Genomic DNA, 24670 nt, shown 5'->3' on the forward strand with positions numbered 1-24670 from the left:
GACACCTCGAACGGATGTTCGGGAAATTGTCGGTGGCGCCGGGTTCCATGAACGCGTGACCACAACACCACGCACCGTGCACACGGTGACCACCAAGATCCTGAAGCCGGTCCGGGCGGCGGCCGCCGGCAGTTCCACCGCCATGGACATGATGGAGTCGCTGACCGGCTTCATCGGCACCGGCGGAGTTTGCGGCGTGGCCGTCGCGATGTCCGGCGAGCCGTGGGCTGCGGCGTTCTACGACGACCGCACCGAGTTCGGCATCGCCGGCGACGGCTTGCGCCTGTCCGGGCCTTCTCCGGGCAGCGTCGCCGAGCTGCTCCGGCTGGCGTTGACGCGCCTGCCTCCGCTGCCGCCGGTGCCGGGCGAGGGGGTGTACCTCGACGCGGACGAGCGGGGAGTGCTCGAGCCCGGGCAGCGGTGCCTCGTCCTCGACCTGATGGACGACCTGCGGCGCCCGCGGCGCGGCACCGTCCAGTTCGACATCCACCGCGACGGCTCACCTCCGCGGTGGGAGGTGCTGGCGTTCGTCGACGACGACCGTGGCAGGCATCTGGCGGCCTTGGGCAGACCTCGGGGCGGCCACCGCCGGCTCTGGTGGCTGCCCGGGACCGTGGAGCGGCTCGCCGAGTTCGTCGAAGGGCGGGTGCCGGAGCATGGCTGAGCCGTTCGCCGACCGCTTAACGAACGATGTCACCCTCTCGAACATATGTGCGAGAAATTGTCGGTGCCAGGGTGTTCAATCGAGGGGTGAGCAACGCAGTCGCCGTCTTCGACGTCATCGACGAGGTCATCGCCCCGCTGTCGGCCGAGGTGCCGGAGCGGCCCTCGGTGATGGAGTTCTACGACCCGCAGTTCGAGATCCCGCCGGTGCTGGCGGACACCGGGCCGCTGCCGGGCCGACGCTCCTCGCCCGCGCCGAGCCTCGCGGACGAGGTGGAGCAGTACACCCGGTTCGTCGCCGGGATGGCCGCGATCGGCCTCGCGCCGGGTGGCGAGGTCACCGCGGAAGCCGTCGGGCTGTACCGCGCGCTGCGGGGCGGCTTCATCCGCGGCGTGGTCACCGGGGTCTTCCCGGCCCGGGCCAAGCCGTGGGAGGTGCGGTTCTTCGGCGACGAGGACTACACCACGGTCCTGCACAAGCTCGGCAACCGGGCGCGGCTGCGGTCGGGCTTCCTCAGCGAGCTGCCGGGCTGGGTGTTCGACGGGCTGCCGGACCGGCCGCCGGGGCCGGGCGAGCACCTGCGCATCGAGACCGACGAGCGCGGGCTGATCCCGCGCCGGTGCGAGCGGGCGGTCGAGCTGATCCGGGAGTGCGCGGCCCGGCCGCGGCTGGGCACGGTGCTGGTCGACCTCGCGGTGCGCAACGCGATCCTGGCCGAGTACCCGCACGGCGCGTTCGGGCTGGTGGACAACGACCTCGGCCGGTACCAGTTCAGCGCCGCGGTGGCCCGCACCGGGAGCTGGACGGTCACCTGGGGTCCGGCGTCGCGCAGCACGGCCGAGCAGTGGATCGTCGAGGCGGTGCAGAGCCATGCCTGAGCACGCGGCGGTGCGGAAGACGGCCGGGGAGGGAGTCGACAGGGTGGTCGAGGCGGCTCCTCGGGACCTGACGGTGCGGGAGGCGATCCTCGCGGCGGCCGAGCTCAACAGCGGCGTCCCGGAGCAGCGGCAGGCGGCCGCGCCACCGGCGGGCCGCGAGGAGAGGCGGCGGCATGGCTGAACGCACGGCGGCGCGCGAGCTGCTCGAGCTGGCGGCCGGCCCGGTGCTGGCGGCGATGCCGGACCGCGAGCCGGTCGACCGGCTGTACAACCCGGACGTCAGCGACGACGACATCCTGGTCCACGGCCCGGTGTCGGACGACCCGGCGGACCTGGTGGCCGAGGTCGAGCGGCACATGGCGTGGGCCGCCTGGATCGACGGCACACCGTTCGGCGAGAACGGCGAGCTGAACGAGATCGGCTTCGAGGTGGTCTCGCTGATGCTGCGCGGTTCGGTCCGGGCGGCGCTGTGCGGCGTGTTCGACGAAGGCCCGGAGACGGCGGACATCCGCTGCTACGCGGACGGCGAGCGCGCGTTCATGATGGGCTCGCTCCCCGGCCGCACGGCGATCCACCTGGCCGACTTCGAGGAGCTGCCGGAGATGCTGGTGGCCGAGCTCCCGGAGGTCCCGTTCGGCAATTCGGCGCGGGCAATCTGGATCTCGGTGGACGACGACGGCCTGGTCCACGACGGCCAGGACGACGACGTGGGCGCAATGCGAGAGCTCCTGGCCCGCCCAAGGTCCGGAACGGCGGTCCTGGACATGCTGGCATTCGGCGGCCTGTGCGCAGAGTTCCCCGACCACGGCTTCGTCCTGATCGACACGGACCTGGGCCGCTTCGCCCTGGCGGCCCTGGACCGAGGAGAGGGCCGCCGCCAGCTGGTCTTGAGCCCCTTCAGCCGCGGCATGCTCCGCGACTGGTGCCGCAAGATGATCGACCTCGGACAGGAGGAGATGCCCTGAGCGGAGAGTCCCGGGGATAGACCAGGAGGGGGGAGGGAGGGGCGGGGGCGGGGCGGGGGACGCGGGGATGATCGGCCCGGAGCCCGGAGCCCGGAGCCCGGAGCCCGGAGCCCGGAGCCCGGAGCCCGGAGCCCGGAGCCCGGAGCCCGGAGCCCGCAGCCCGCAGCCCGCAGCCCGCAGGCCCGCGGCCTCGGCGAGCCCCCTCGGCCCGGCGAGCCCGGAGGCCTCGGCGCGTCCCGTCGGCCCGCGGGTCTGCAAGGCCGGTGTGCATGGAGTCCGCAGCTGCGGGCGCGCAGCCGCAATTCCCTAGGGCCGCAACCCGGCAAGCCCGGAGCCCGGAGCCGCAATCCCGCGGGCCCGCGGGATTGGCGGCCTATGGCCGGCGGCTCGGCGAGCCCGTCGACCCAGCGACTCGCGTCGGCCCGCGGGCCTGCAAGCCCGGTGCGCCTGGAGCCCGAAGCTCTGCGAGCCCGCAGCCGCACTTCCCCCCGCGGCCGCAACCCGGCAAGCCCGAAGCCCGCCGTCGAACCTCCAGCCGACCCCAAGCCCCGCCCCCAAGCCCCGCCCCTCAAACTGGCCACCGGAAGGCCACCCACTGGCCAACCACCCCCAGCCCCATGATGTGACCCGTCTCACTACAATCTGTCACCAACAGCGGTCGACCCGGTGACCGTCGGGCTGGACACTGCAGGGGGTTCGGGTGCGCGCTTGCGCTGCGTGACCGACCATCCATTGGAGACAGAGCCATTGGGCGGATGCGTTATCCGCCAGCGTCGCTACCCTGGAAAGGCGAGGACATTCAGTAGTGAGGTGGTCACCATGAGCGCGAACGGTGAGGCTCCCTTCTTCAATGCCCCCGAGCTCACTCAGCGCGACGGCACTCTGTCCGAAGCACCCGCCGAGATGTTCGCGGATCCGGTCTCCGGGCTGGTCACCGCGGCGCCGGGGCCACACGCCGCGGTGGCGAATGGCCACGAGCCCGCCGCCATTCCGGTGGCCGGGCCGGTGAAGCCGGACGAGGAAGCCGTGCGCCGGATGGTCGAGGAGACGCTCCGCGAGGAAAAAGAAAAGACGCCCGAGGCGATCCCGCCCGCGGGCACGCTGAACCAGGACCGGCCCCTGGGCCTGCTGCCCCGGCAGCGGAACCGGCGGCGCACCTGGCCGACCCGGCCGCCGCAGATCATGCGGCCCGTTCGGCAGGATCCGCTCGCCGAGGACGATGTCGACGACGTCGAGCTCGTGCCCGTCAAGCGGCGCCGGCTGCCGCGGATGCCGTCGGTTTCGATGCCGGCGTTCAACCGGCCGTCGTCGAGTGCCGCGGGGGTCATGCTGGCCGTCGTCCTGCTGATCGTGTTCGGTTTCGTCGCCATCGAGATGGTGTCGAGCCTGGTCAGCAGCGTGACCGGCCTGTTCGACTAGCGCCCCGCCGCCGGTCGCCGCCGGCCCCGCACCACGGGGCCGTCCCGCGCGCCAGAGGCCGATCGGGCTACCCTGGCTTCACGGTCGGGTCCCGCCCGAGGGCGTCCGGCACCGCGGTGACTAGTGGGGTGGGCGTATCAGCGAGGGCGTGCGTTCGGTACCCGAGGCCGGCCCGGGTGCGTCGTCGGGTGCCGAGGCGTCCACGATCAACCGGGTCCGGCGGGTACTGGCGATCAAACCTTTCCGGCGGCTCTGGGGCGTCACGTACCTGTGCAGCGTGGCCGACTGGCTGAACATCCTCGCCCTCACCGGCCTGGCCACGAAGCTGACGAACAACTACTTCGCCCAGAACTTCGCATTCGTCGGCGTCGTGCTGACCGGCCTGGCGCCGGGGCTGCTGTTCGCCCCGGTCGGCGGGCTGCTGGCGGACCGGTTCGACCGCCGCAAGGTCATGATCGGCGCCGACCTGCTGCGGTGCGGCTTCCTGCTGTCCATCGCCTTCGTCAGCGCGCCCTGGTGGCTGCTGGTCGGCAACTTCCTGGTCGGCAGCGCGGCGAGCATGTGGATCCCCTCGAAAGAGGCGGCGGTCCCGAACCTGCTCCGCCGGCCCGACCAGGTCGAGACGGCCAACCAGCTCGGCATGGTGATGACGTACGGCCTGGCCGTCGTCACCGCGGCCGGCGCGAACGCGATCCTCACCGGCATCAACACGAACTTCCTCCACGTTCCCGGCGAAGACACCAGCCTCCGCATCGCGAAGCTGGTCGTCATCATCACCGCCCTGCTCTACCTGGCCAGCGCGATTCTCATCGCCACCCGGATCCCCGAGCTTTCGCTGCGCAACGTCCACGCGCTGCCGGAGCAGAAGGTCAAGCAGGCCGACGAGGAAAAGCTCGGCGTCGGCACGATGATCGCCGACGGTTTCCGGTTCGTCCGCAGCACGCCGCTGGTGCGCGGCCTGCTGGTGGGCGCGTTCGGCGCGTTCGCCGCCGGCGGCGCCGTGATCGGCTCGGCCAAGCCGTACTCGTCGAGCCTGGGGGCCGGTGACTCGGCGTTCAGCCTCCTCGTGCTGGCCGTCTTCGTCGGCCTCGCCTCCGGGATGGCGGTTGCGCCCAAGCTTTCCCGGCGGCTCCCGCACGACCGGCTGTTCGGCGTCTCCATCATCGCGGCGGGGCTCTCGCTCGCCCTGGTGGCGCTGTCACCGCACCTGTCGGTTTCGCTCGTCACCGTCGTCCTGGTCGGCTTCTGGGCGGGCACCGCGTTCCTCACCGGGGTCACGATCATCGGCTCGCGGGTCGAGGACGCCATCCGCGGCCGGATCAACGCGATCTACCAGCTGATGATGAAGCTGGTGCTGTTCGGCACGACCGTCACCGTGCCGGTGCTGGTCGGTGTCGTGGCGAAGCGCACCGTCACCGTCTGGGGCAGCCCGGTCACGATCGACGGCACCCGGCCCATCATGCTCGGCGGCGCCGCGATCGCGCTGATCGCCGGGCTTTTCGCCTACCGGCAGATGGACGACAAGCGCACCGAGCCGATCCTCGCCGACCTGCGCAACGCGCTGCGCCGCACGCCGCGGCGCGTCAACGGCTACCTCATCGCCGTCGAGGGCACCACCGCGATCAACACCGCCATCCAGGCCGTCAACCTGGCCGACTGGATGCGCGGCGGCACCCGCCCGGTCGTCGTCGCCGCGGACCCCGCGCTCGACGACCAGCGGCTCACCGCGCTCATCTCCGGCGCCTCGCTCACCGGGGCGCGAGCCCAGGCGCTGGCCGCCGCCGCGGTGCGGGCCGACATCGTCGAGCGGCACGTCCAGCCGGCGCTGGACGCCGGTTCGGTGGTCGTGATGGAGCGGTTCGTCGACTCGCCGCTGGCGCACCTGTCCGCCGTCGCCGGGCTGGACAGCGACGAGCTCGAGGGCCTCGCGGACTGGGCGACCGGCCGCCTGCGCCCGGACCTGACCATCCTGCTGGACGCCGCTCCGAACGGCGCACCGCGCGACAAGTCGGCCGCGTTGAACGACCAGTGGCGGGTCCAGCACCTGCTCACCGAGATGGCCGCGGCGGACCCGGACCGGTACGTCGTGATCGACGCCGACGGCACGGACGCCGAGGTCGCCGAGCGCATCCGCACCGCGCTACGGGCCGTGTTCGTCGGGCGGCTGGCCGCGCTGGCGCCGACGACGGAGAAGCCGGTGACGCTTCCGCTGGACACGTTGTCCCTGGAGACCCCGGAAGAGCCTCGCGTGGAGGCGAAGTGACGACGACCGAACGCATTGGCGTCTGGAACCAGCTGGTCGGCCAGGAACCCGCGGTCGAGATACTGAGCGCGGCCGCTTCGGCCGCCGCCAAGATCATCGCCGGCGAGCCGGCGCCGCCCGGCGCGATGACGCACGCCTGGCTGCTCACCGGCCCGCCCGGCTCCGGCCGCTCGGTGGCCGCCCGGACGTTCGCCGCGGCTCTGCAGTGCAGCACCGGCACCGGCTGCGACGCCTGCCCCGGCTGCCACACGACGATGGCGGGCACGCACGCCGACGTCCGGCTGGTGGTGCCGGAAGGCCTGTCGATCTCGGTCGCCGAGATGCGCGCGCTGGTGCAGGCCGCCGCGCGGCGCCCTACGACCGGCAACTGGCAGGTCGTGATTATCGAGGACGCCGACAGGCTCACCGAAGGCGCGTCGAACGCCCTGCTGAAGGCCGTCGAGGAGCCGCCGGACCGCACGGTGTTCCTGCTGTGCGCGCCCTCGGACCACCCCGAGGACGTCTCGGTGACCATCCGCTCGCGCTGCCGCCTGGTGACGCTCCGGACACCGCCGCCGGAAGCGATCGCCGACGTGCTGATGCGCCGCGACCACGTCGACGCCGAGCGCGCGCGATGGGCCGCCTCCGTGTGCGGTGGCCACGTCGGCCGCGCGCGCCGGCTCGCCACCGACGAGGCCGCGCGGCAGCGGCGGGCCACCGTGCTGCGGATCCCGCTCGGCCTCCGCCGGATGAGCGACGTCTTCACGTGCGCGGACCAGCTGATCAGCGCGGCCGAGGCGGACGCGGGCGAGGCCAGCAAGGCTCGCGACGAGGACGAGCGCAACGAGCTGCGGACGGCGATGGGCGGCGACGGCGTCGGGAAGGGCGTCGCCGGCGCCAAGCGCGCCGCCGAAGCCGCGGTCAAGCAGCTCGAGAAGAAGCAGAAGTCCCGCGCGACCCGCACCCAGCGCGACACGCTCGACCTGGCCTTGGTCGACCTCGTCGGGTTCTACCGCGACGTCCTGGTGATGGGAACCCGCTCCGGCGCGACGCTCAACCACCCGGACCACGTCGACCAGATCCGCGAAGCGGCCTCGTCGTGGACGCCCGAGTCGACGCTTCGACGCCTCGAAGCGGTGCTGGAGTGCCGCGAGGCGATCGAGCTGAACGTGAAGCCGCGCATCGCCGTCGAAGCGATGGTCACGACGCTTCGCCAAGGCTGAGGCGCTGAAACCGCCGAACGCGAAGGAGCCCGCCAGGCGCGCCTGGCGGGCTCCTTCATACCCCTCGGGTCACTCGCGCGGACGGGGTGACGGCTTGAACGGCTTCTCCTCGACGGCCACGGCCAGCGGGCGGCGCCGTCCGCCTGGCATCGCGGCCACCATGACCACGCCCAGCAGCAGCATCGCGGTGCCGGTCCAGAACAGCGGCACGGTGTCGTACGCGCCCCCGGTGTAGGCCAGGTTCTTCACCGGCCCCTTCGGCGCTTCGCCACCCGCGGGCGGCGGCGTCGAGGTGGTCCCGCAGACGACGCCGCCGGTCGGCGCGTACGCCCGGGCGATCTGCTCGCCGAGCGACAGCTGGGCCAGCGACGAGGGCAGGTTCTTCGCCTGGTCGTCCGGCAGCAGGCTCTTGAGCTTGGTCGTCGGCAGCAGCTGCAGGTCGAACATCCGCGCCGACGCGCCCAGCTGGTAACCGGCGAACGGCGTGGTCATGTTCGCCGACTTCTGGTCGAGCCCGGCGATGCTCAGCCGCAGCACCCCGAGGTCGAGCACGGTGCCCGTGGTGTCGCCGACCTGCTGGAGGCCCTTGGTGAGCGTCGAGACCAGGCCACCGACCACCGGGATGTCGTCGACCTGCCCGAACTGGTCGCTCAGCCCCTTCAGCGGCAGCCCGATCGGGATGTCCTTCGTCGGGTGCGCCGCGTCGAGCGTGTACAGCACCTTGCCGCCGGCCTCGATGCTCAGCACCGGCGCGGTGTACTCGACCTTGGACGTCTTCGCGTCACCGGTGGAGGTCACCTTGAGCGTCGGCTGGCTGACGACCTTGATGCTCAGCGCCAGCGGCGTGCCCTTGAGGATCTCGATGGCCGCGGCCTGCAGCGTCGAGGTCGACTGCACGGCCTTGTTGTCCGAACCCGGGATGTCAACCAGCTTCACCTGCGACCGCGAAGACAGCGTGTTCGGCAGGCTCAGCAGCGAGCCGTTGCCGTCCGCGGCGGTCTGGCCGCCGCCCTGCAGCAGGCCGCCGAGGCTCTGCAGGCCCTTGGTCAGGTCGAAGCCGCTCGCCAGCGAGTTCGGGTCGAGCCTCGGCTTCAGCGCGTCCAGCCCGAGGTTCGGCATCGACGGCACGACGTTCAACAGCGACAGGCTGGCCACCGACGTGCTCGCGTCGGCGATGGTGTCGACGCACGGGCCGAGCGTCTGGCTCCACCGCGCGTGCGCGCTCCCGTTGAGCAGACCCACGTTGAGCAGCGGGTTCGGCGGCGCGTTGAGCCCACCGCTGATCGGCTGCGGGTTGTCCGGCAAGGCGGTCTGCACGACGCTGCCCGGCGTCTGCGGCGCGTTCCCGCCGATCGACAACCCGAACGGCGAGGCCTGCGCGATGGCCTTCTCGTAGCTCAGGTAGGCGTCCGAGTTCGCCGACGCGCTCGACAGGCCCATCCCGGCCTCGAGCGCCGACTGCTTCGGCAGCGTCTGCCCGAACCCGGGCAGGATGGTGTTCGTCGGCACGGCGTTGGGCAGCAACCGGATGATCCCGAGAGCGGTCCCGGCATCCCCCACGGCCTGCCCCAGCGGCTGCGGCCCGATCGGCGCGGAGATCGGCGCCTGCCCCGGATGCGCCGGCTGCGGAATCGGCGTCGTCGGATAGACCGGATCGGCATTCGCCGGCGCCGCGCTGAGCAGGAGCAACGCAGCAGCCGCCGGCAGGGCCGCCGAGCGGGGCAGTCTTCGCCGCATGTGCCAGAGCCTCCAAGTGGGGTAGACCGGGGGGTGAGACCGGCGTCATAGGGCCCTAACGACGGTCCCCCCGGAAAGTGACGCGCCCAGCCTCCGCTACACTTGCTATCGTCGCCAGCGCGAGCCGGAGACATGCCGCCTTAGCTCAGTCGGCCAGAGCGATTCACTCGTAATGAATAGGTCAGGGGTTCGATTCCCCTAGGCGGCTCCGCAGGTCAGGCCCCATCCGAAAGTCTTCGGATGGGGCCTGACTCGTCTGGTGAGGGTCTAACTGAGGGTCTAAGACGGCTGGTCGGTGGGTGTGGAAAGTTCCGCAGGTTCACCTGTCGCGGGGAAAGCCAGACCATCGCGATCGCGCCCGACTTGACACCGATTGGATCTGCTTCTGGCCCTCTGCCGCCCACCCCGCCGTCGCTGTCCTGCCCGCGCGCAACGACGCCCGGCTCTTGCCTCTGGCAGTCACCCAGTGCCAGCACCGTTCGAGGCGGTCCACTGGAGACGCGCAGGACCCACACTTGAGGTAGGTCTCAATACGACAAACCCGCACCACCCTCGGTCCTGGAGGAGGTGCGGGCTCGTTGCGGACTCAGCAGGCGTTGACCCCGGTTGGTCGAACTCGTGCGTCGAAGCCATCTGCGGTCACGAAGAACTTGCCTTCGTGGGGGCGGTCGGGCCAGTCTGGAGTGAAGCCACCAGCCTTGTGGATCGCAGACCGAGCAATGACAAGCGCCCTCTCCAAGGCGCCGCGGTCGGTCTCTGCGTCCACGCTCATGGCAAGCGCGATGTTTCCTGTGGCCAGCTCAGCGGAGATGTCGGGGTCAACCGCGCCTGGCTCCTCAAGGAGCGCATCCATCACTTCGCTGAAGTGATCTTCAAGGTCCCCCGACGCACTTCGAACTGTGCATCCTATCTCAACGTAGTACCGCGTCATCTTCCACCCTCCTTCCAGCAGGTCGTTCGCTTCAACTGTCCCCGAAGGTTCTTCATGTATCTAGGGTCGGAGGGTGTGAGGTGCACGGTCTTCCAGTGCTTCTTCTCGCACGGACACCAGCACTTCCAGTACCTCTGCCCCTTTGTCGTTCGCCAGCCTTGACTTCGTAGGTCGTCCAGTAGGTCGTTGATCTCGTCCTTGATGCCGCCCAACGAGCTGCCATCCCTTCGGTGTGTCGGCAATAGGTCGTTGGACGCGTAGGCCTTGTTTTCGATTATGCCTGAGATCACCCGAAAGGACGTATCGGTTGCACAACTTCACTCATTCGTGCGCGTGTCCACCCTTTGAGATGGCGCTCAGGGGAAGTACACTGCCGGGCTTTGTTAGTCGCTCTTAACCTTACCCACGGTAGTGTAGGGGTCACGAAGATCGATCACTAGCGTTCGAAGCCCTATGGGCTAGTACGGAGAAACAAGTACATCCGTTCGAGTGATATGTCTCACATCTTGTGGTGGGTCTTGTCCGCGTCGCACTCATGTGGGTGTGTAGGTGGCTGGCGACGACGGCCTCGGTGCTTCGAGGCCTCGGGTTGCCCGCGATCTGGTCAACGTCTGCGCCGGTATTTCGCCAGTAATCAACGCTCGATAGGGCTTGCCTGTCAGCGGTCGGCATTGATGAAGGCGCCTGCGTTCACGCAGGTCATGCTGCATAGTGATCGAGTGTGACCGGTGGCGCCCGTGATCGATGCCAGGTCAAAGGTCGAGGAGCACGCGCCGGGCCAGGCTATGAGTGCTCCGGTGGCGCAGAGTTCGCCGGCAAGCGGTCGTACTCCTCGGCATAGAGCCAGCTGATTGCGGCCGAGTAGTCCTCGCGCTAGAACGCCTCCGCAACGTGCTCCCAGACCGGCAGGAGCGCTTGAAGGGCGAATCACTTGGTTCCTGTTTTGAGCCGTATGACGAGGTCGGGCCCCGCCGATTGCTCGGGCGGGGCCTGGCTCCCCGCGCGGATGGCTACGACGCTTGATTGGTGGTCGGAGGAAGTTCCGCAGATTCGTCCGTCGCGGGGAAGAGCCGGTCCATCGCGGTCGCGCCGGACTCGACTACCGGCCGGATCTGCTTCCGGTAGACCAGCTCCGTGACGGCGGTGCTGCTGTGCCCGACCAGCCGCGAGATCTCCTCGATCGGCATTCCGCCGTCCGAAAGGATCGAGACGAAGCTGTGCCGCAGCTCCCGGGGCGTCCATTGAGCCGGGTTGAGCCCGGCCGCCTTGATCACCCGGCGGAAGTCCCGCCGGACGTTGTTGACGTCCCGCTCGGTGCCGACGTTGGTTGCGAACACGATCCCGTGTTCGCGCCAGTCGTCGCCCGCGACCGCCTTGACCGCCTGCTGGGCCACTCGGTGCGCCTCCAGCGCCTTGACGGCCCGCTCGGGCAGCGCAAGCGTCCGCCGGGACTTCCGCGTCTTCGTCTCGCCGCGGGCGCGGACCGAACGCCACACCTTCACGTTCGGCGGGATCGCCGGCGTCGCGTCCGGCTTGCCCACCAGGTCCACGTGGTCCCAGGTGAGCGGGCGCATCTCCTCGGTCCGCGCGCCGGTCAGCAGGGACACCACGATGTAGGCGCGCATGGGCGACGACTCCGCCGCGGTGAGCACCGCTTCGGCCTGAGCGAGCGTGAGCGCCTTCGAGGGACGCCCGGTCCCCTTCCCGGCTGGTAGCTCGTCGCACAGCAGGACCACGTTATATCGGACTCGCTTGCGCACCTGCGCGCGGTTGATCGCTCGGCGCAGGATCGAGCGGAGGTTGCGCAGGGTCGAGGTCACCAGTACTTCGGCTTTCTCCGCCAGCCAGTCTTCGACGTCGTCGACTTCGAGCTTGACCAGCGGCCGGGCACCGATCGCGGGCACGATGTGGTTGTTCACCAGCGACCGGACGGCCTTGACGGTGTTGGGATCTCGTTCGCCGCGTTCGTAGCTCACGAGCCAGTCGTTGACCGCTTGCTCGACCGTGTACCTGGTCGACGCGTTAGTGGCGCCCTCTTCGACGGTGCGAACCAGCTCCTTGAGCTTGTTCTTGGCTTCGGTCTTGGTCTTGCCGCTGACCTTGCGGTATATGCGCTTCCCGTTCGGCCGGTAGCCGATCGTCAGCTCGGCGATCCAGCGCTGACGGCTTTCCGACCAATAGACCGTGCCATCTCCGCGACTACGCCGACTCGCCATAGCCGACCTCCGCTTCCTTCATGAGCAGCTCGACGTACTGCTGGATGGCGACCGCCGGGACGAGTCGGGCGCGGCCTTGCTTGACCGAGCGCAGACGCCCGGAGCGGAGCTGTTCGTAGATGACCGAGCGGCTCATCGAGAGCAGGCGCATGGCTTCGGTGATTCGGTAGAGGTGCCGTTCGGGCACGGCGACCGGCATCGGTGCGGCGTTCATCAGTCCCCCTCGTGGTCGTGATCCGGCTTGGCAGGCGCGACGTCCGCGACCTCCGCGACCGGCCTGGTCAGCACGGGTGCGAGCGGCTGTTGGGTGCCGCGACCGTCCGCGACCCGGGTTGCGGAGGTCGCGGACGGACCCGGCGACTCCGCGACGCCGGATGTGGCGTTGACCTGCGGGGTCGCGCTGGTTGCGGAGGTCGCGCCCGTTTCGAGCGGCGGTAGATAGCGGCTCCAGGCGTCGGCCAGTCCGCCGTCGCCGTCGATGCGGTAGCCCTTGAGCGTCTTGCCGCTGACCTTGAGGTCTTTCGGCCGGACCAGGTACCGGTCGAGTTCCTTCGCCAGGCGGCGGCTGTCGAGCGGCTTGCCTTGCAGGTCCGTCCACGGGCCGTCTTCGATGGCGTGCAGTTCGCGGATCAGCTCGGCCGTCACCATGCGGTCGGTGTTCTGCGCAGCGAAGATCTGCCGGACGTCGGCCAGCAGCCGGACACCGATCGAGACGGGTTGCGCGGTCGCTTCGAGCACGAAGTGTCGGCAAGCTCGCCGCGCGGTCTCCGGCCAATGGCCGCCGGCCGCGTCCGCGATCGCCAGCAACGGCCGCCAGATCTCCGCGGCACGGTCGCGGACGCCGTCCGGGCGTTCCGGTCGTGCGCGGCTCACGTCGTCGCCGACGCGTCCGACCCAGTCCGCCAGTTCGGCGCGCACCGGCGCTGACTCGCGCTCGACGTCCTCTTCGATGAACTCTTCGACGACTTCGTCGAACCGGCGCTTGCGCATGTGTACGGTGATCGCCCGGGTGGTGATCGTGTCCGGCATGCCGCCGGCGATCCCGGCGAGCGCGACCGGCGCGTAGACCGGGAACCGGGTCACGTTCATGCTCTTGGCGTCGCCGACGCACCGCGTCACCGTCGCCGACCGCTTGTAGCCCGCGTTGAGCAGCGCGCGGAGGTCCTCGTTGTTGCCTCCCGTCTTCGGGTTGAAGACTGCGTCGATCTCGTCGAAGAGCAGCGTCATCGGCCCGTCGGCGAGCATCCGGAAGATCGCGGCCGGGGTGATGCTGATCGTCATCTCCGGCTTGGCCACGAGGTACTGCGCGACCTCCAGCACGCGCGTCTTGCCGCTCCCCGGCTCAGCCGAGTCGAGGATCAGCCTCGGCGTGACGTACAGCCGCTCGGCCACGTGGGTGTGGGCGTACCAGAGCGCGAGCGTCGGCGCGGCGTGCTCGTTGGCGAAGGCGGAGAACCGCGACACGAACGTCACGACGGCGTCGAGGACCTCGTGACCGGGCTTCGTGAAGGCACCGGCCGGAGCCGGGCCGAGCCACGTGAGCGGGTTGACCGGTGCGACCTCGGGCAGCTCGCTCGGGTGGGTGCCGCCGTCCTCAGCGGGCGTGGCCGCGATGTGGCGGCCGCGCCAGACGCGCTGACAGTTCTCCGAGCAGAAGTCGCCAGACGGCGAGTCACCGCGTGGCCGGCCGCATTGCTGGCAGTTCGGTGCAGGTTCGTCGGAGATCACGAAGTCGATCACGGACAAGGTGTCGTCGAATCCGGACATCAGGCGGCCACCTCCAGACGCGCGGTCAGTTCGTCGTCGCCTCCGGCCTGGCGGTAGCGCCGCCACAGGTCGTCAAGGCGCTCGGTGTCGTCGAGCTGGTTGCGGAGGAGGTCGGTCGGCGAGTCGTCTTCGACGGCCTGCACCAGGCGCGCCGCGTGCTCTCGGACGGCGCGGCGGTACGCGTCCTTGAGCACGACGGCTTTCAGCCAGGCGCCGTAGTACGGCGGCGGCAGGAGCGGGCCGTCGGTGTACGTCTCGACGATCCAGAGGCCGAGGCTGTGCAGGCGGTGCGCGCCGCCGGACCGCGGTTCGGTCGCCGTCCTCTCGCGGGCGTGGTCCATCACGGCCATCGGGGTCGGTGTGTGGCCCGCGCCGGTCAGCTCGATGACCAGCTGGAGAACGTGGGCGGCGATCGGCGAGCCAAAGTCGTCGGCGCGCATGCCGGCGAGCAGCCGGCGGGCCCCGGTCAGCCGGACCTGCATCACGCAGCCCAGGAACTGACGCTCGGGGTCGAGCAATGTGGTCTTCATGGGGTGGCCTTTCGATTGAGCTGCGCGTCAGCGGCTGTTGTCGCGGCGGTCGCGGTCGCGGAGATCGCGGTACGACCGACGAGCGCGGAGGCCGGAGTTGTAGGCGCGGCGGCCGGCGCGGAGCGTGCGGCCGGTGCCGCCACAGCGGCGGCAGAGCCGGATCGCGCGGAGCAGCGGCGAGCGGAAAGCGCCGAAGCCCCGGCAGGAGCGGCACGGCTTGTACGGGTAGACCGCGCACGACCAGGAGTAACCAAGGGTGACAATCGCGAGAAGGGTCAGGAGCAGGATGGTCGGGTTGCTGAGGGGGTTCAACGGAGCCTCCGGGGCTGTTTTTGGCCGCACTTGGCCCGCGCCTCTAGGTGGTAGGGCGCTGATCAGCGGTGTTGTGGTGGTCTAGGGAGGGCTCTAGGTCTAGAGGGACGAGGCTCTAGACCTAGAGCCCTGCGGTAGCTAGCCGCTCTTGCGGTTCCGATCACGCTCGGTTAGTGCATCGGCGATCCATTCGCGCTTGACGCCCATCCGGTTGGCGCCCTTGCCGGTGTCGACGTCGGTGCCCCACACCTGCTTGGTGGTGATCCCGAGCGGCTTCAGCGCGGTCGACAGCTGGGTTGCCTTCGCCGCCCCGGTGGGTAGTTCGGCCCACGGGCCGTAGACCGCCGGCCGCAGCTCGGCGAGCCGGTCAACGATCCGCTCCGACCACGCCTTCTCGGCGTCGCCGATCGCGGTCAGCACGTCGGCGAGCAACGTGCTCGTGTCCTCGTCGTCCTCGGGCGTGAGGTCGAGGCCGGCGGCGTAGCCGGTCAGCCGTCCGGCCGCCAGCCGCGCGGTTCGTGCGCGGGCCGCGATCTTCTCGGCGTCCGGGCCGTCGATGTACACGCCGCGGGTGATGCGCGGTTCGTCGCCTTCGCCGGCCAGGTATCCGATGCCCTTGTCCCGAAAGGACAGCGTGGTGGCCCGGATGCCGTTCCGGTACGACGAGGTGCCGAGCACCATGTCGTTGGCCTGCTGGCCGGTGACCTTGAGGCAGAACCGCATCACCGCGTTGTCGCTGATCGCGGTCGGAATGCTCTTCGCGTCCGGCCGCTGCGTCGCCAGGATGATCACGATGCCCAGCGCCGGGCCGCGCTTCACAAGGTCGGTGCAGACCTCCTCGATCTCCGCGCCGTACTCCGGGTGCTCGAACCACTTCTGACACTCGTCGACACCGATCACGATCGGGTGCAGGCCGAGGGACTTCTTGTCGGCCAGCTCAGGCGTAACCTTGTTCTCCGGGCACAGGTCCTTGGGCAGCTCCCGGATCACCTTCGCGCGCCGCCGCAGCTCGTCGGCGAGCGCACGCAGGTCGGCGACGGCGTACGCGATGTCTTCCGGCTCGTCGCCGGCGCGGTACCGATGCGACACCGGCGCCAGCGGCGAGAGGTCGCCGGTTCCCTTGAGGTCGAACGAGTGCAGCTCGGCCCGCGGGTCCAGCGCGGCAATCAGCAGCAGCTCTCGCAGGGTGAATGTCTTGCCCATGCGCGGGATCGCGCCGATGACCATCGAGATGAACATCAGGGTGATGTCCACCCACCGGCCGCGCTGGTCGGTGCCGAACGGCTGAGGCTTGAACAGGTCGACAGTGCCGGGCTTCCGCAGCGGCCAGGCGGCCTGTCGCGACTTGGAGAGGTCCTGGTCACCGACCCACAGGACCATCCGCCCGGGGTGAACCTCGGCGTTGCCCTCCGGCCAGACGCAGCCGAGGGGACGGCCGAGGCCGGACGCGAGCTTCGCGCGCCGCTCGACCACTTCGGACACCGTGACGCCCGGCGGAAGGTCGACGTCGGCGCGCCAGCCGGGGCCGTCGCGGGTGATCGGCGCCGTGAAACCGATCGCGTTCGGGTTCTTGGCGAGAGCCTGGTTGATGCCGGCGACGCCGAGCACCGACAGCGCTTGAACGACGTTGTCACTCGTGAGCTTCTGGACCTGAGTGGACAGGACGGCGCGAGACGACACCACCGGGTTGTCCCGGGTGGACCCGAGCTTTCCCAGCAGTCCTACCGCGATGGCGCCGCAGGCCCAGAGCACCCACTCCGGCAGGACGTTCGGCAGCGTGAACACCAGGACCAGGCCGACCGTCGACACGAGACCGAGCTGAATCAGGCGTAGCACGACTCGCCGGTCACGCTGCTGCGACAGCTTCAGGTAGAGGTCGGCCTTATCCGCCGTAGCCGTCTCCGAACGGGCCGGACGCCCTTCGGCGTCGGTCACGTACCGTCCGGTTGCTGCCAGCAGGAGGAGAAGGCCCCGAGGGGAGCGCACCGCGAGTCGAAGCGCGTAGAGCGGGGACCGCGCCGCGTGGTAGCCGGCCTTGTGGGCGTAGTGCTTCCCCACCCACTTCGCGGCGTCTTTCGCGTCGGCCGTGGATTTGAGGTAGCTGGGGATGATCGCCTGGCGGTTCTGCGAGCGGAGGCGGTCCAGCCACGACGAGCCATCCGTGACCGAGCGGTCGACGGGGACAGCCGGCGACTGCTCCGCGGCCTCGTCGCCGGACTCGGCGTCGATGACGAACGGGTCGGCCTCGACGGGGGCTGTGCTGGGGAACGCGATCACGCGGCCGCCGTGCGGTTCGTTGGTGGTGCTCATCAGTCGTTCACCTCCTGGTCGGTGGTGTCGCGTACGAGGTGTGCGAGGGCAGCGCCGCAGCCGAGGACGACCACCGGCAGGCAGGAGACGAGCGTGGTCACCGGCCAGGGAGCGCGTTCGACGTTCGCGGCGGACATCAGGTGGTAGGCGACCTGGCCGACCATCCCGAGGACGAGCGAGCCCAGGGCCGACCACTTCGCGAAGCTTCGGACTTGGTGAGTTCGGGTCGCCGGGGACAGCCAGACCCGCAGGGCGAACGCCGCGTAGGTCTCGACCCCGATCGGGAGTGTTATCGCCGAGTTGATCGTCAGGTGGTCCCAGATTCCCGGCAGGAGCTGGATCGGGCCGAACCCGGTCAGCCTGCCGAGACCGACCCAGCCGCTCCAGACGGCGACGAACGCCGGCAGGGCCAGGAGGAGCACCGGCCACAGCTTGATCCGCCGCACCTTCTCCGGCGTCGCGCCCGGGTCTGCGGTGACGTTGACCTGCGGCTCTGCGTCATCCGAGGCTGGGTCGTCCGAGGTATCGGACTCCTGATTCGGTTCCTTGACCTCTGCGGGTTCCGTCACCGCGTGCAGCTTCCGCACGGGCTTGGTGTCGGCCTCCTCGTTCAGCGCGGCGAGGATGGCGCGGGCCTTCGGCGCACCCACCTTGAACTCGGTCATGATCCGGTTCCGGGAGGGGCGCTCACCCAGGTCTGCGGCGAACTCGCGGACACGGGGCAGCAGGTCGGTGACCGAAGGCGGGTACGCGCTTCGGGTGTTCGTGGGCGTGTCGAGCCCTACCATGGGTGTTCTCCTGACTGGTTTGGAAGTGGTTGGGAGAAGCCCGGTCCGGCGGGTGGTTCTTGGCGGTTCCGTGCGCCGGGCCGGGGCGGCTTCAAGCAGCCGCGCCTGGGCTGTCCGACCGGCCCCGGAGAGCCGAGTTGATGGTCTGGCGGCTGATGCGCCGGACGTGTCGATGCGTGGCGGCCCGGTCCGTGCTCGGCGCCAGGCTGGTACTCACCGTTTCCTGCTCGTGAGCCGTCACGAAGTACTCGGCGATCATCGCGTCGATGTCCGACTCGGTCAGGCCGTCCGGGGCGTAGCTGGGCAAAGGGATGAGGTCATCCATTGGTGTGAACTCCAACGATTCGTAGGTCTCCCGCTCGGGAGCGGCCGGCGGCGGCCGAGACCAACGTAAGTCCTGTCTATTAACTCTGTCAACTGACATGGGAGAACTGACTTAGCCAACTGACTTGGCCTACGCTGGTGGTATGGCATCCCTGAACCCGGACGACCCGCGTGCACCGTTCTTGCAAGTAGCCGGCGGTCTCCGGGCCGCGATCCTGTCGGGGGAGTACGCCCCGGGAGCGCAACTGCCGACCTACCAGGAACTGGCCGATTCCTGGGGCGTCGCGGTGAACACGGCCAAGAGCGCCGTTGCCCACCTCAGGGAAGAGGGCCTGGTGGTGATCCGGCACGGCAAGGGCTCGTTCGTCCGAACCCAGCCGGCCGAGGGTGACTCCGCGGTTCGTTCCGAGGCCTCGGGAGACGAGCGGGTCTGGCAGGCCATTGCCGAGATCAGGAAGCGTCTCGGCGAGATCGAGCGGAAGCTGGGGGAGCGCTAGCCGAACAGGGCGCGGAGGAACTGCACGACGCCGTCGATTACGACGCCGACGCCGTGTGCGGCTCCGCTTGCCCAGCTCGCCGAGTCGGCCGGGTACTTGACGATCAGCACGACGATCGCGAGCCCGATGACCAGGCCGATCGCCTTTCCGACCAGGCCGCCCCCGCTCTTCATAACCGGGAAGTTGTTCTTCGCCATCACGGTCTCCTTTCGTTCTGCGACGGGCCTGGAGGCCGATCCGAATCGAGGTTTTCGATTCGGCGTTGTCGCTGATGCACTCAGGAAACCGCGCGGATGCAGGGGTGCAGCAGTGTGCACGCGGGGGTGCGTTTTTGCACGTGGGGGGTGCACGGGGGGTGCTTTAATGACCTTCGGAGGTACCGGTGGTCGACAAGGGGAAGCAGCCGAACGCACTTCTAGCTGCGGTTATGCGACAGGCGGGGGCGACGAACAAGGGGTTCGCCCGCCGGGTGCGCGAACGCAGCCAGAGAGACGGCGGCGAGCTGGTCAGCGCGGACCACGTGTCGGTCAAGCGCTGGCTCGACGGCACGAAGCCGCACCCGCGCACCTGTCAGCTGATCGCCGGCGTCCTCGGCGAATTGCTCGGCCGGCCCGTCGGCCTCGAAGAGATCGGCTTCGCCACGGCGTCGGAGACCACTCCGGATGACGTCGGCTTGGAGTATCCGGAGGAGATCGCTCACAGCCTGGTCGCGTTGGGAGCGATCACCGAACTCGAGCTCCGGACGCCGAAGCGGGTTGGTCCGTTGTCCGTGGTGCCGGAGGCTTGGAGCGGGCTGGTCATTCGGTGGCTGACCGACTCGGACACCGAAGGATCGCGGCCGCCGACCGAACCGCGCTCGATCACCGTCGTGGACGTCGAGGCGGTTCGCGAGGCAACCGCGATGTTCAGCAGCTTCGACTACAAGTACGGCGGCGGCCGGCCGAAGTCGCTCGTCGCCTCGTTCCTCGACCAGGAGATCTTGCCGAACATCAGGCACGTGTCCCCGCAGGACCCGATCGGCCGCGAGTACTTCCGGGAGGTCGCTGCTCTAACGCGGCTCGCAGGCTGGACGGCATACGACACGGGCGCGCACGGTCTCGCGCAGCGGTACCTGACGCAGGCGTTCCGCCTGGCGAAGGCGGCCGGCGACAAGGCGCTTTGCGGCCGAATCCTCGCGGGCATGTCCCACCAGGCGAACTTCCTTGGGCACTTCCAGTGGGCGGTCGACCTGGCGCGAGCGGCGTACAAGGGCGCGAACGGCTACGCCACTCCGACCACGATGGCGCTGTTCCACGCGATGGAAGCGAGGGCGCTTGCGTCGCTTGGCAGGGCAGAGGACGTCACGGCCGCGCTGCTCACGGCTGAACGGTGGCACTGCCAGGGCATCCGGGAGAACGACCCCGAGTGGATCCACTACTTCGACGAAGCCGAGCTACACGCCGAGTTCGCGCACTGCTTCCGCGACATCGGGAACGCCGAGTTGGCCAACCACCACGCGGCCGCGTCGATCGCGGCTTCGGAGTCGACTTACGTCCGCAGCCTTTCGTTCTGCCGGACCGTGCTGGCCACGTCGCACCTGCAAGGCGGGAACCTCGAAGAGGCGTTGGACGTGGCCAGGTCGGTCATCGAGACCGCGGCGAAGCTTAAGTCGTTCCGGGTGATCTCGTATCTCGACGACTTCCGCGGACGGTTGGGCGGGCATGCCGGCGACCCGTTGGTGAAGGAATTCCTCGACTTCGCCAACATCCACCTGCCGTCAGAAAACCTTCCAGTGTCGGGGCGCCTGGTCGTCGCGTAGGTCGCTGATCCGCTTCTCGACCTCGGCTTTCACCTCGGCGGACTCGTCGACCGTTTGCGAGAGCCACATGGTCATGTTGAGCTCTCGCGTGGCCCTGAGCACGGGGAAGCCCGGCCACGCGATCGGATCGAAGCCGTAGGCCGCCGTGTACGAGTGATATTCGGCTTCGGAGGCCCAGCCGAACGCCTGGTGCCGGACGGAGAGTACGGCCGCGTCCCATTCGCGCGGTCCGTAGGCGAAGTCCTCGAAGTCGATCAGGTTCAGCGTCCCGTCGGGGGAGCGCATGACGTTTCCGGGGTGCGCGTCGCCGTGTACCGGGCCGGCGGGCAGCGGGAACTCAAGCTCTTGGAACTTCTCGGAGAGTTCCTCGTACCGGTCGCGTAGAAAATCCAGGTCAGCTTCGGGGAGCTTGCCCTTCAGGGCTTGAAGGCGCGGTTCGACCTTCGGCATCGGGGAGAAGGCCGGCAAGCGGAAGTCCGTCGGGTGGGGGAGGGCGTGCAGGTCACGCAGCAGTTTTCCGAACTCCGCCGGGGTGATCGGCGTGTCATCCTCTTCTAGGCAGTTCCAGAAGGTGACGGGTAGACCGTCCTCGACGAAGGGCTGTTCGTTGCCGTCGAGCACCGTCGCGGCGGGGAACTGGTTCTCGGCGAGCCACCCGGCGACGAGCACTTCCTTTGTGGCGGCTGGGATGGAGCGGCCGACGCGGACCACGGCGGAGCTGTCGGCCAGGCGGTAGATGGCGTTCTCCCCGAACCGGACTCGTTTCGCGCCGGTGGCATCCAGCCCGGCGAAGGCGCACGCTGCCTCGAAGACAGCTTGTGTCCGCTCCGTCGTGAAAGCCTTCGTCGATGTCATCAGACTCCTCTATCGGGGTGCCTTGGCCAGGCTAGAGCTTCGGTAGGAACGTGTGCTCGGCGAATCTGGGCGGTGAGGCCCAGCCGGCGCGCCGCCTGGAGGGAGGACAGGACGCGCCGACCGGGGGCTTAGGGCCACGCGTTCTCCGTGGCGTGGCGTTGTAGTGCTCGGGCGGCGTTCTCGTAGGTCGTCAAGGCGGCTTGGTGGGTGGAGTACATGGCGACTCCGTGGTGGTGGCGCAGTGCGACGGCGAGGGCGCCGACGCGGCGTTCGTAGAGGGTGAACGGCTCGACCAGCCCGGGTGGGCAGTCGGCGGCGGGGACGATCCGCACGCCGATCCGCGGCTTTCTCGCCCAGGTGCGTAGGTGGTCGAACTGGTCGCGGAGGACATCAGGGGTGCAAGCGTCGGGCCGGGTGGCGACTTCGCCGATCAGGAAGGTGTGCGGTGGGCCCGGTTCGTCGGACAGGGCGAGCTGACGTGCGGTCCGGAGAAGACAGCCCACGTCGGCGGCCTCCGGGTCGAGCAGGCCGGTGTCGCGCGAGGCGCGGGCGTACTCGGTGGTCTGCAGGACCTCGGGGATGAGCGTCGGCGACCACTCGGTCACGCGGGTGGATCGCTGTTCGAAGGCGGTGCGTAGGTAGTTCTCAGCGCGTCCGGTGCGGTCGATCAAGTCGCGATCGTGGGACCGGCGGGCCAGGTCGATGAGGTGTTCGCGCACGTGTTGTGGTGCTCGCAGGACCCCGAGGATGTGGGCCACGATCGTGTCCTGTGGCGCTCGTTGGCCGAGTTCGAAGCTCGACAGCACGGCGGGGTAGATGCCGATCATGTCGGCGAGTCGGCGCAGGCCGATGCCGCGCCGGGTTCGGGCCTCGCGCAGGCCGCCGGCCAGGGCGATGACGGCTGGTCGGAGGGCAGTTTCGGTCACGGTTCAGACCGCTCCGTTCGGTCGTGGGTTTCTGTGTCGGGGCCATTGAGCAGGGCAGATGGATCGAGTTCGGTCCCGTCCAGTTCGCCGGCGCGGCGGGTGAGGGCAACGCCGATGTGGACGAGTTGGCGGCCGAGGGTGCGCAGGCCGGCGGCGTAGGCTGCGTCGTCCGGCTGGAGGGTCAGCAGCTCGACCGTCACGCTTCCGATTTTGGAGTTGACCTTCGAGAGCGCGGCGAGCAACTCGCGATCACGAGCGTGCACGTGGCACCCCGATCCGCCGATGCTCGTTCTGGGCCGCACAGACGGGACAGACCCGGCCCGGCCTGGGGATCACCCGGTGGCGGCTGATGCTGGGGCGGTCGTGCTCCAGCGGGAACCGGACGTCGGTCAGGCACCAGGGCAACAGCATGACGAGCCGCGGGTTGGCCATCTGCGAGTGCAGGTACAGGTGAGCCCACCCGTCGCCCCCAGTGAACTCGTGCCACTCCCAGAAGTCCCGGCGCGAGTCGGCGTCGGTGATCGGCCAGTCGTCCAACGCGGTCATCGAAGTCCTCGCTCGACGTCGAACGCCCGGACCGCGGCGGCGGCCTGCTCCCAGTCGGCGTCGGTCATGTCCGCGTGCTTCGTCGGATGCCGGTAGGTATCAAGATCGATCTCGTTGAGCCGCTGACCACCCGAGTTGAACAGCGACGCGCCACACCGGAACGTCGGTCGGTCGTCGAAGTGCTCCGCGGTCATGGCGCCTTGCACCCCCGAGCTGTGCGAGCGTCGCGCAACGAGACAGTCAGGGCGTCACCCAGCTGGTTCCGAAGTTGCGCGGCCGCCTCGGCGGTGAACAGGATCGGTTCGCCTGGGGGCGTCGAGCTGGTCAGCGCGATCCGGTCGTCATCCCGTACCTCGACCTCGACGTGCGCCGGACCGCCGAGCTGGTCCACACCCTCGGTGCTTTGTCGCGTACGTCGTCGATCACGCATAGTTAGTGACCGTACAAAGATGCAGGTCACAAACGTTTCCTGCTGGGAAACCCAAGTCTGTACCCTGAGGCGCATGGACTCGATCGGCATCACGATCCGCCGGCTTCGCCGTTGGCGTGGTCTGTCCCTCGAACAGCTCGCCGGCCTGTCCGGCCTCTCGAAGGGCTACCTGTCCAAGATCGAGAACGAGCGCACGGCGATCGACAAGCGCTCAACCCTGGTCGCGATCGCCGGCGCGCTCCGCGTCAGCCTCTCCGACATCACCGGCGACGGGCTGGAGATCCGCGACCCGCAGGCAGACTCCGCCATCCCTGCTATCCGCGACGCCCTGCTGAGCACTGACCTCGACGGCACCGAGCCGCCGATCGGCGACCTCGCGCAGTTGCTGTCCGAGACGCAGCTGGTCGCAGCCCTGCGGCAGGCGAACCAGGACGCCGAGGTCGGCGCCCGGCTCCCCGAACTGCTGCTGGCCCTGCACACCCACGTCGACAAGCCAGACGCACTCCGCTCGCTCGTCACCGCCACCCACACCACGGCCCTCCTCACGAAGGGCCTCGGCGCGTTCGAGCTGGCCTGGATCGCCGCCGACCGCGGCCACGAGGCAGCGCAGCGACTCGGCGAACCCGGCTGGATCGCCCTCGCCGAGTTCGCGCGTACGCAGGCCCTGTCCGGCCTCGGCGCACACAAGCGGGCATCCAAGCTCGCCGAACGCGCCCTGGACTACGTGCCGGCCGACGCCTACGACGTCCGCGGCGCGCTTACCCTCACCACCGGCTACACCGAATCCGTCCTGGGCGGCGACGCAACCGCAGCGCTTGACGAGGCCGCCGGCCTGGCTGAGCACGTCGAGTACGGCAACCGGAACTTCCTGCTGTTCAGCCCGGCCAACGTCGTGCTCTGGCGCATCTCATCGGCCCTCGAACGTGGCGACCACGCCGAAGCCGCCCGGCTCGCCGCCACCGTTGACCCGGCCGAGCTCACCATCGACTCACGCCGCACCACATTCCTGATCGAGCACGCCCGCGCCCTCTACGGCATCCGCAGGCCCGATGAGGAGGTGCTTGCGCTCCTTGTCCAGGCCGAGAAGCTGGGGCGCATCCGGACCCGGACGAACCCGTTCGTCCGGGAAATCATCTCCACGATGCTTGCCCGAGCTCGGCGCGAAGGTGTGGCCCGCGAGGTCCGCGGCATGGCCGACCGGATGGGGCTGATCAAGACCGCCTAGAGCGACCGCAGATTAGTTCGCCCGCTGTCCATAGCTAGGTTGCAATTCGCCGTCCACTTGTAACGAATATGCAAATGTGTTCGAACT

General features: G+C 69.3%; 27 protein-coding genes and 1 tRNA gene. 11 read left to right on the forward strand and 17 right to left on the reverse strand.

What is annotated here, in order from left to right; genetic code table 11:
- The first annotated feature begins 85 nt into the window (after nt 1-85).
- The 7 genes from ACWED2_RS38250 to ACWED2_RS38280 all read left to right on the forward strand — a co-directional run bounded on the left by ACWED2_RS38250 (nt 86) and on the right by ACWED2_RS38280 (nt 7391).
- Nucleotides 86-664, forward strand: a complete 579-nt coding sequence (locus ACWED2_RS38250; RefSeq protein WP_449695400.1) for a hypothetical protein — start codon at nt 86-88, stop codon at nt 662-664.
- 86 nt (nt 665-750) lie between these two features.
- Nucleotides 751-1542: an ESX secretion-associated protein EspG gene (locus ACWED2_RS38255; RefSeq protein WP_449695401.1), complete on the forward strand. Its 792-nt coding sequence runs from the start codon at nt 751-753 to the stop codon at nt 1540-1542.
- On the forward strand, nt 1535-1723 hold the full coding sequence (locus ACWED2_RS38260) for a hypothetical protein (RefSeq protein WP_449695402.1): 189 nt from the start codon (nt 1535-1537) through the stop codon (nt 1721-1723). The genes ACWED2_RS38255 and ACWED2_RS38260 overlap by 8 nt, the downstream gene beginning before the upstream one ends.
- A complete protein-coding gene (locus ACWED2_RS38265; protein ID WP_449695403.1) occupies nt 1716-2507 on the forward strand; it encodes a hypothetical protein in 792 nt (263 codons plus the stop codon). Before ACWED2_RS38260 ends, ACWED2_RS38265 begins: the two co-directional genes overlap by 8 nt.
- 819 nt (nt 2508-3326) lie before the next feature.
- Nucleotides 3327-3926, forward strand: coding sequence for a hypothetical protein (locus ACWED2_RS38270; RefSeq protein WP_449695404.1), 600 nt, complete (start codon nt 3327-3329; stop codon nt 3924-3926).
- 148 nt (nt 3927-4074) lie between these two features.
- Nucleotides 4075-6189: a bifunctional MFS transporter/dTMP kinase gene (locus tag ACWED2_RS38275; RefSeq protein ID WP_449695405.1), complete on the forward strand. Its 2115-nt coding sequence runs from the start codon at nt 4075-4077 to the stop codon at nt 6187-6189.
- Nucleotides 6186-7391 carry a DNA polymerase III subunit delta' gene (locus ACWED2_RS38280; RefSeq protein ID WP_449695406.1) on the forward strand — a complete coding sequence of 402 codons (1206 nt, stop codon included), beginning with the start codon at nt 6186-6188 and terminating at the stop codon, nt 7389-7391. Before ACWED2_RS38275 ends, ACWED2_RS38280 begins: the two co-directional genes overlap by 4 nt.
- A gap of 69 nt (nt 7392-7460) precedes the next feature.
- Here the strand turns inward: ACWED2_RS38280 and ACWED2_RS38285 are convergent, their stop codons facing one another.
- Complete coding sequence (locus ACWED2_RS38285; protein ID WP_449695407.1) at nt 7461-9128, reverse strand: hypothetical protein; 1668 nt, start codon at nt 9126-9128, stop codon at nt 7461-7463.
- 134 nt (nt 9129-9262) lie between these two features.
- On the opposite strand from ACWED2_RS38285, the gene ACWED2_RS38290 reads away from it, so the two are divergent.
- Nucleotides 9263-9336 (forward strand) — tRNA-Thr (locus ACWED2_RS38290).
- A 378-nt stretch (nt 9337-9714) separates the two neighbouring features.
- Here ACWED2_RS38290 and ACWED2_RS38295 read toward each other — a convergent pair.
- The 9 genes from ACWED2_RS38295 to ACWED2_RS38335 all read right to left on the reverse strand — a co-directional run bounded on the left by ACWED2_RS38295 (nt 9715) and on the right by ACWED2_RS38335 (nt 18307).
- Nucleotides 9715-10059 carry a hypothetical protein gene (locus tag ACWED2_RS38295; RefSeq protein WP_449695408.1) on the reverse strand — a complete coding sequence of 115 codons (345 nt, stop codon included), beginning with the start codon at nt 10057-10059 and terminating at the stop codon, nt 9715-9717.
- Between the two features lie 1010 nt (nt 10060-11069).
- On the reverse strand, nt 11070-12275 hold the full coding sequence (locus ACWED2_RS38300; protein ID WP_449695409.1) for a site-specific integrase: 1206 nt from the start codon (nt 12273-12275) through the stop codon (nt 11070-11072).
- On the reverse strand, nt 12259-12489 hold the full coding sequence (locus ACWED2_RS38305; RefSeq protein WP_449695410.1) for a helix-turn-helix domain-containing protein: 231 nt from the start codon (nt 12487-12489) through the stop codon (nt 12259-12261). Before ACWED2_RS38305 ends, ACWED2_RS38300 begins: the two co-directional genes overlap by 17 nt.
- Nucleotides 12489-14042 (reverse strand): DUF3631 domain-containing protein, encoded by a 1554-nt coding sequence (locus ACWED2_RS38310; RefSeq protein WP_449695411.1) that lies wholly within the window; start codon nt 14040-14042, stop codon nt 12489-12491. The genes ACWED2_RS38305 and ACWED2_RS38310 overlap by 1 nt, the downstream gene beginning before the upstream one ends.
- Nucleotides 14042-14572 carry a hypothetical protein gene (locus tag ACWED2_RS38315; RefSeq protein WP_449695412.1) on the reverse strand — a complete coding sequence of 177 codons (531 nt, stop codon included), beginning with the start codon at nt 14570-14572 and terminating at the stop codon, nt 14042-14044. Before ACWED2_RS38315 ends, ACWED2_RS38310 begins: the two co-directional genes overlap by 1 nt.
- A gap of 27 nt (nt 14573-14599) precedes the next feature.
- On the reverse strand, nt 14600-14884 hold the full coding sequence (locus ACWED2_RS38320; protein WP_449695413.1) for a hypothetical protein: 285 nt from the start codon (nt 14882-14884) through the stop codon (nt 14600-14602).
- A 138-nt stretch (nt 14885-15022) separates the two neighbouring features.
- Nucleotides 15023-17194 (reverse strand): cell division protein FtsK, encoded by a 2172-nt coding sequence (locus ACWED2_RS38325; protein ID WP_449695414.1) that lies wholly within the window; start codon nt 17192-17194, stop codon nt 15023-15025.
- Nucleotides 17194-17982: an ABC transporter permease gene (locus ACWED2_RS38330; RefSeq protein WP_449695415.1), complete on the reverse strand. Its 789-nt coding sequence runs from the start codon at nt 17980-17982 to the stop codon at nt 17194-17196. The genes ACWED2_RS38325 and ACWED2_RS38330 overlap by 1 nt, the downstream gene beginning before the upstream one ends.
- 91 nt (nt 17983-18073) lie before the next feature.
- Nucleotides 18074-18307, reverse strand: coding sequence for a hypothetical protein (locus ACWED2_RS38335; protein ID WP_449695416.1), 234 nt, complete (start codon nt 18305-18307; stop codon nt 18074-18076).
- 142 nt (nt 18308-18449) lie between these two features.
- Between ACWED2_RS38335 and ACWED2_RS38340 the strand changes: the two genes are divergently transcribed.
- Nucleotides 18450-18803 (forward strand): GntR family transcriptional regulator, encoded by a 354-nt coding sequence (locus ACWED2_RS38340; RefSeq protein WP_103351026.1) that lies wholly within the window; start codon nt 18450-18452, stop codon nt 18801-18803.
- On the opposite strand, the gene ACWED2_RS38345 is transcribed toward ACWED2_RS38340, so the two are convergent.
- The gene (locus ACWED2_RS38345) at nt 18800-19000 is read right to left on the reverse strand and encodes a hypothetical protein (RefSeq protein WP_449695417.1); all 201 of its coding nucleotides are present in this window, start codon (nt 18998-19000) and stop codon (nt 18800-18802) included. The genes ACWED2_RS38340 and ACWED2_RS38345 overlap by 4 nt on opposite strands.
- Before the next feature lie 230 nt (nt 19001-19230).
- On the opposite strand from ACWED2_RS38345, the gene ACWED2_RS38350 reads away from it, so the two are divergent.
- Entirely contained in the window at nt 19231-20601 is a 1371-nt protein-coding gene (locus tag ACWED2_RS38350) for a hypothetical protein (protein WP_449695418.1), read from the forward strand.
- Here ACWED2_RS38350 and ACWED2_RS38355 read toward each other — a convergent pair.
- The 6 genes from ACWED2_RS38355 to ACWED2_RS38380 form a co-directional block, all read right to left on the reverse strand.
- The gene (locus ACWED2_RS38355) at nt 20560-21456 is read right to left on the reverse strand and encodes a phosphotransferase enzyme family protein (RefSeq protein ID WP_449695419.1); all 897 of its coding nucleotides are present in this window, start codon (nt 21454-21456) and stop codon (nt 20560-20562) included. The genes ACWED2_RS38350 and ACWED2_RS38355 overlap by 42 nt on opposite strands.
- A gap of 128 nt (nt 21457-21584) precedes the next feature.
- Nucleotides 21585-22382: a helix-turn-helix domain-containing protein gene (locus ACWED2_RS38360; protein ID WP_449695420.1), complete on the reverse strand. Its 798-nt coding sequence runs from the start codon at nt 22380-22382 to the stop codon at nt 21585-21587.
- Nucleotides 22379-22582 carry a hypothetical protein gene (locus ACWED2_RS38365; RefSeq protein WP_449695421.1) on the reverse strand — a complete coding sequence of 68 codons (204 nt, stop codon included), beginning with the start codon at nt 22580-22582 and terminating at the stop codon, nt 22379-22381. Before ACWED2_RS38365 ends, ACWED2_RS38360 begins: the two co-directional genes overlap by 4 nt.
- 49 nt (nt 22583-22631) lie before the next feature.
- A complete protein-coding gene (locus ACWED2_RS38370) occupies nt 22632-22928 on the reverse strand; it encodes a hypothetical protein (RefSeq protein WP_449695422.1) in 297 nt (98 codons plus the stop codon).
- On the reverse strand, nt 22925-23122 hold the full coding sequence (locus ACWED2_RS38375) for a hypothetical protein (RefSeq protein ID WP_449695423.1): 198 nt from the start codon (nt 23120-23122) through the stop codon (nt 22925-22927). Before ACWED2_RS38375 ends, ACWED2_RS38370 begins: the two co-directional genes overlap by 4 nt.
- A complete protein-coding gene (locus ACWED2_RS38380; protein WP_449695424.1) occupies nt 23119-23319 on the reverse strand; it encodes a hypothetical protein in 201 nt (66 codons plus the stop codon). The genes ACWED2_RS38375 and ACWED2_RS38380 overlap by 4 nt, the downstream gene beginning before the upstream one ends.
- 112 nt (nt 23320-23431) lie before the next feature.
- On the opposite strand from ACWED2_RS38380, the gene ACWED2_RS38385 reads away from it, so the two are divergent.
- Nucleotides 23432-24583, forward strand: a complete 1152-nt coding sequence (locus ACWED2_RS38385) for a helix-turn-helix domain-containing protein (protein ID WP_449695425.1) — start codon at nt 23432-23434, stop codon at nt 24581-24583.
- Nucleotides 24584-24670: the final 87 nt, after the last annotated feature.

Source organism: Amycolatopsis sp. NPDC005003 (assembly GCF_053600695.1).

Coding starts and splice junctions, on each gene's coding strand:
- ACWED2_RS38260 (WP_449695402.1), top strand. CDS start 1,535: ATGCCTGAGCACGCGGCGGTGCGGAAGACGGCCGGGGAGGGAGTCGAC.
- ACWED2_RS38265 (WP_449695403.1), top strand. CDS start 1,716: ATGGCTGAACGCACGGCGGCGCGCGAGCTGCTCGAGCTGGCGGCCGGC.
- ACWED2_RS38270 (WP_449695404.1), top strand. CDS start 3,327: ATGAGCGCGAACGGTGAGGCTCCCTTCTTCAATGCCCCCGAGCTCACT.
- ACWED2_RS38285 (WP_449695407.1), bottom strand. CDS start 9,128: ATGCGGCGAAGACTGCCCCGCTCGGCGGCCCTGCCGGCGGCTGCTGCG.
- ACWED2_RS38295 (WP_449695408.1), bottom strand. CDS start 10,059: ATGACGCGGTACTACGTTGAGATAGGATGCACAGTTCGAAGTGCGTCG.
- ACWED2_RS38300 (WP_449695409.1), bottom strand. CDS start 12,275: ATGGCGAGTCGGCGTAGTCGCGGAGATGGCACGGTCTATTGGTCGGAA.
- ACWED2_RS38305 (WP_449695410.1), bottom strand. CDS start 12,489: ATGAACGCCGCACCGATGCCGGTCGCCGTGCCCGAACGGCACCTCTAC.
- ACWED2_RS38310 (WP_449695411.1), bottom strand. CDS start 14,042: ATGTCCGGATTCGACGACACCTTGTCCGTGATCGACTTCGTGATCTCC.
- ACWED2_RS38315 (WP_449695412.1), bottom strand. CDS start 14,572: ATGAAGACCACATTGCTCGACCCCGAGCGTCAGTTCCTGGGCTGCGTG.
- ACWED2_RS38325 (WP_449695414.1), bottom strand. CDS start 17,194: ATGAGCACCACCAACGAACCGCACGGCGGCCGCGTGATCGCGTTCCCC.
- ACWED2_RS38330 (WP_449695415.1), bottom strand. CDS start 17,982: ATGGTAGGGCTCGACACGCCCACGAACACCCGAAGCGCGTACCCGCCT.
- ACWED2_RS38335 (WP_449695416.1), bottom strand. CDS start 18,307: ATGGATGACCTCATCCCTTTGCCCAGCTACGCCCCGGACGGCCTGACC.
- ACWED2_RS38340 (WP_103351026.1), top strand. CDS start 18,450: ATGGCATCCCTGAACCCGGACGACCCGCGTGCACCGTTCTTGCAAGTA.
- ACWED2_RS38345 (WP_449695417.1), bottom strand. CDS start 19,000: ATGGCGAAGAACAACTTCCCGGTTATGAAGAGCGGGGGCGGCCTGGTC.
- ACWED2_RS38350 (WP_449695418.1), top strand. CDS start 19,231: ATGCGACAGGCGGGGGCGACGAACAAGGGGTTCGCCCGCCGGGTGCGC.
- ACWED2_RS38355 (WP_449695419.1), bottom strand. CDS start 21,456: ATGACATCGACGAAGGCTTTCACGACGGAGCGGACACAAGCTGTCTTC.
- ACWED2_RS38370 (WP_449695422.1), bottom strand. CDS start 22,928: ATGACCGCGTTGGACGACTGGCCGATCACCGACGCCGACTCGCGCCGG.
- ACWED2_RS38375 (WP_449695423.1), bottom strand. CDS start 23,122: ATGACCGCGGAGCACTTCGACGACCGACCGACGTTCCGGTGTGGCGCG.
- ACWED2_RS38385 (WP_449695425.1), top strand. CDS start 23,432: ATGGACTCGATCGGCATCACGATCCGCCGGCTTCGCCGTTGGCGTGGT.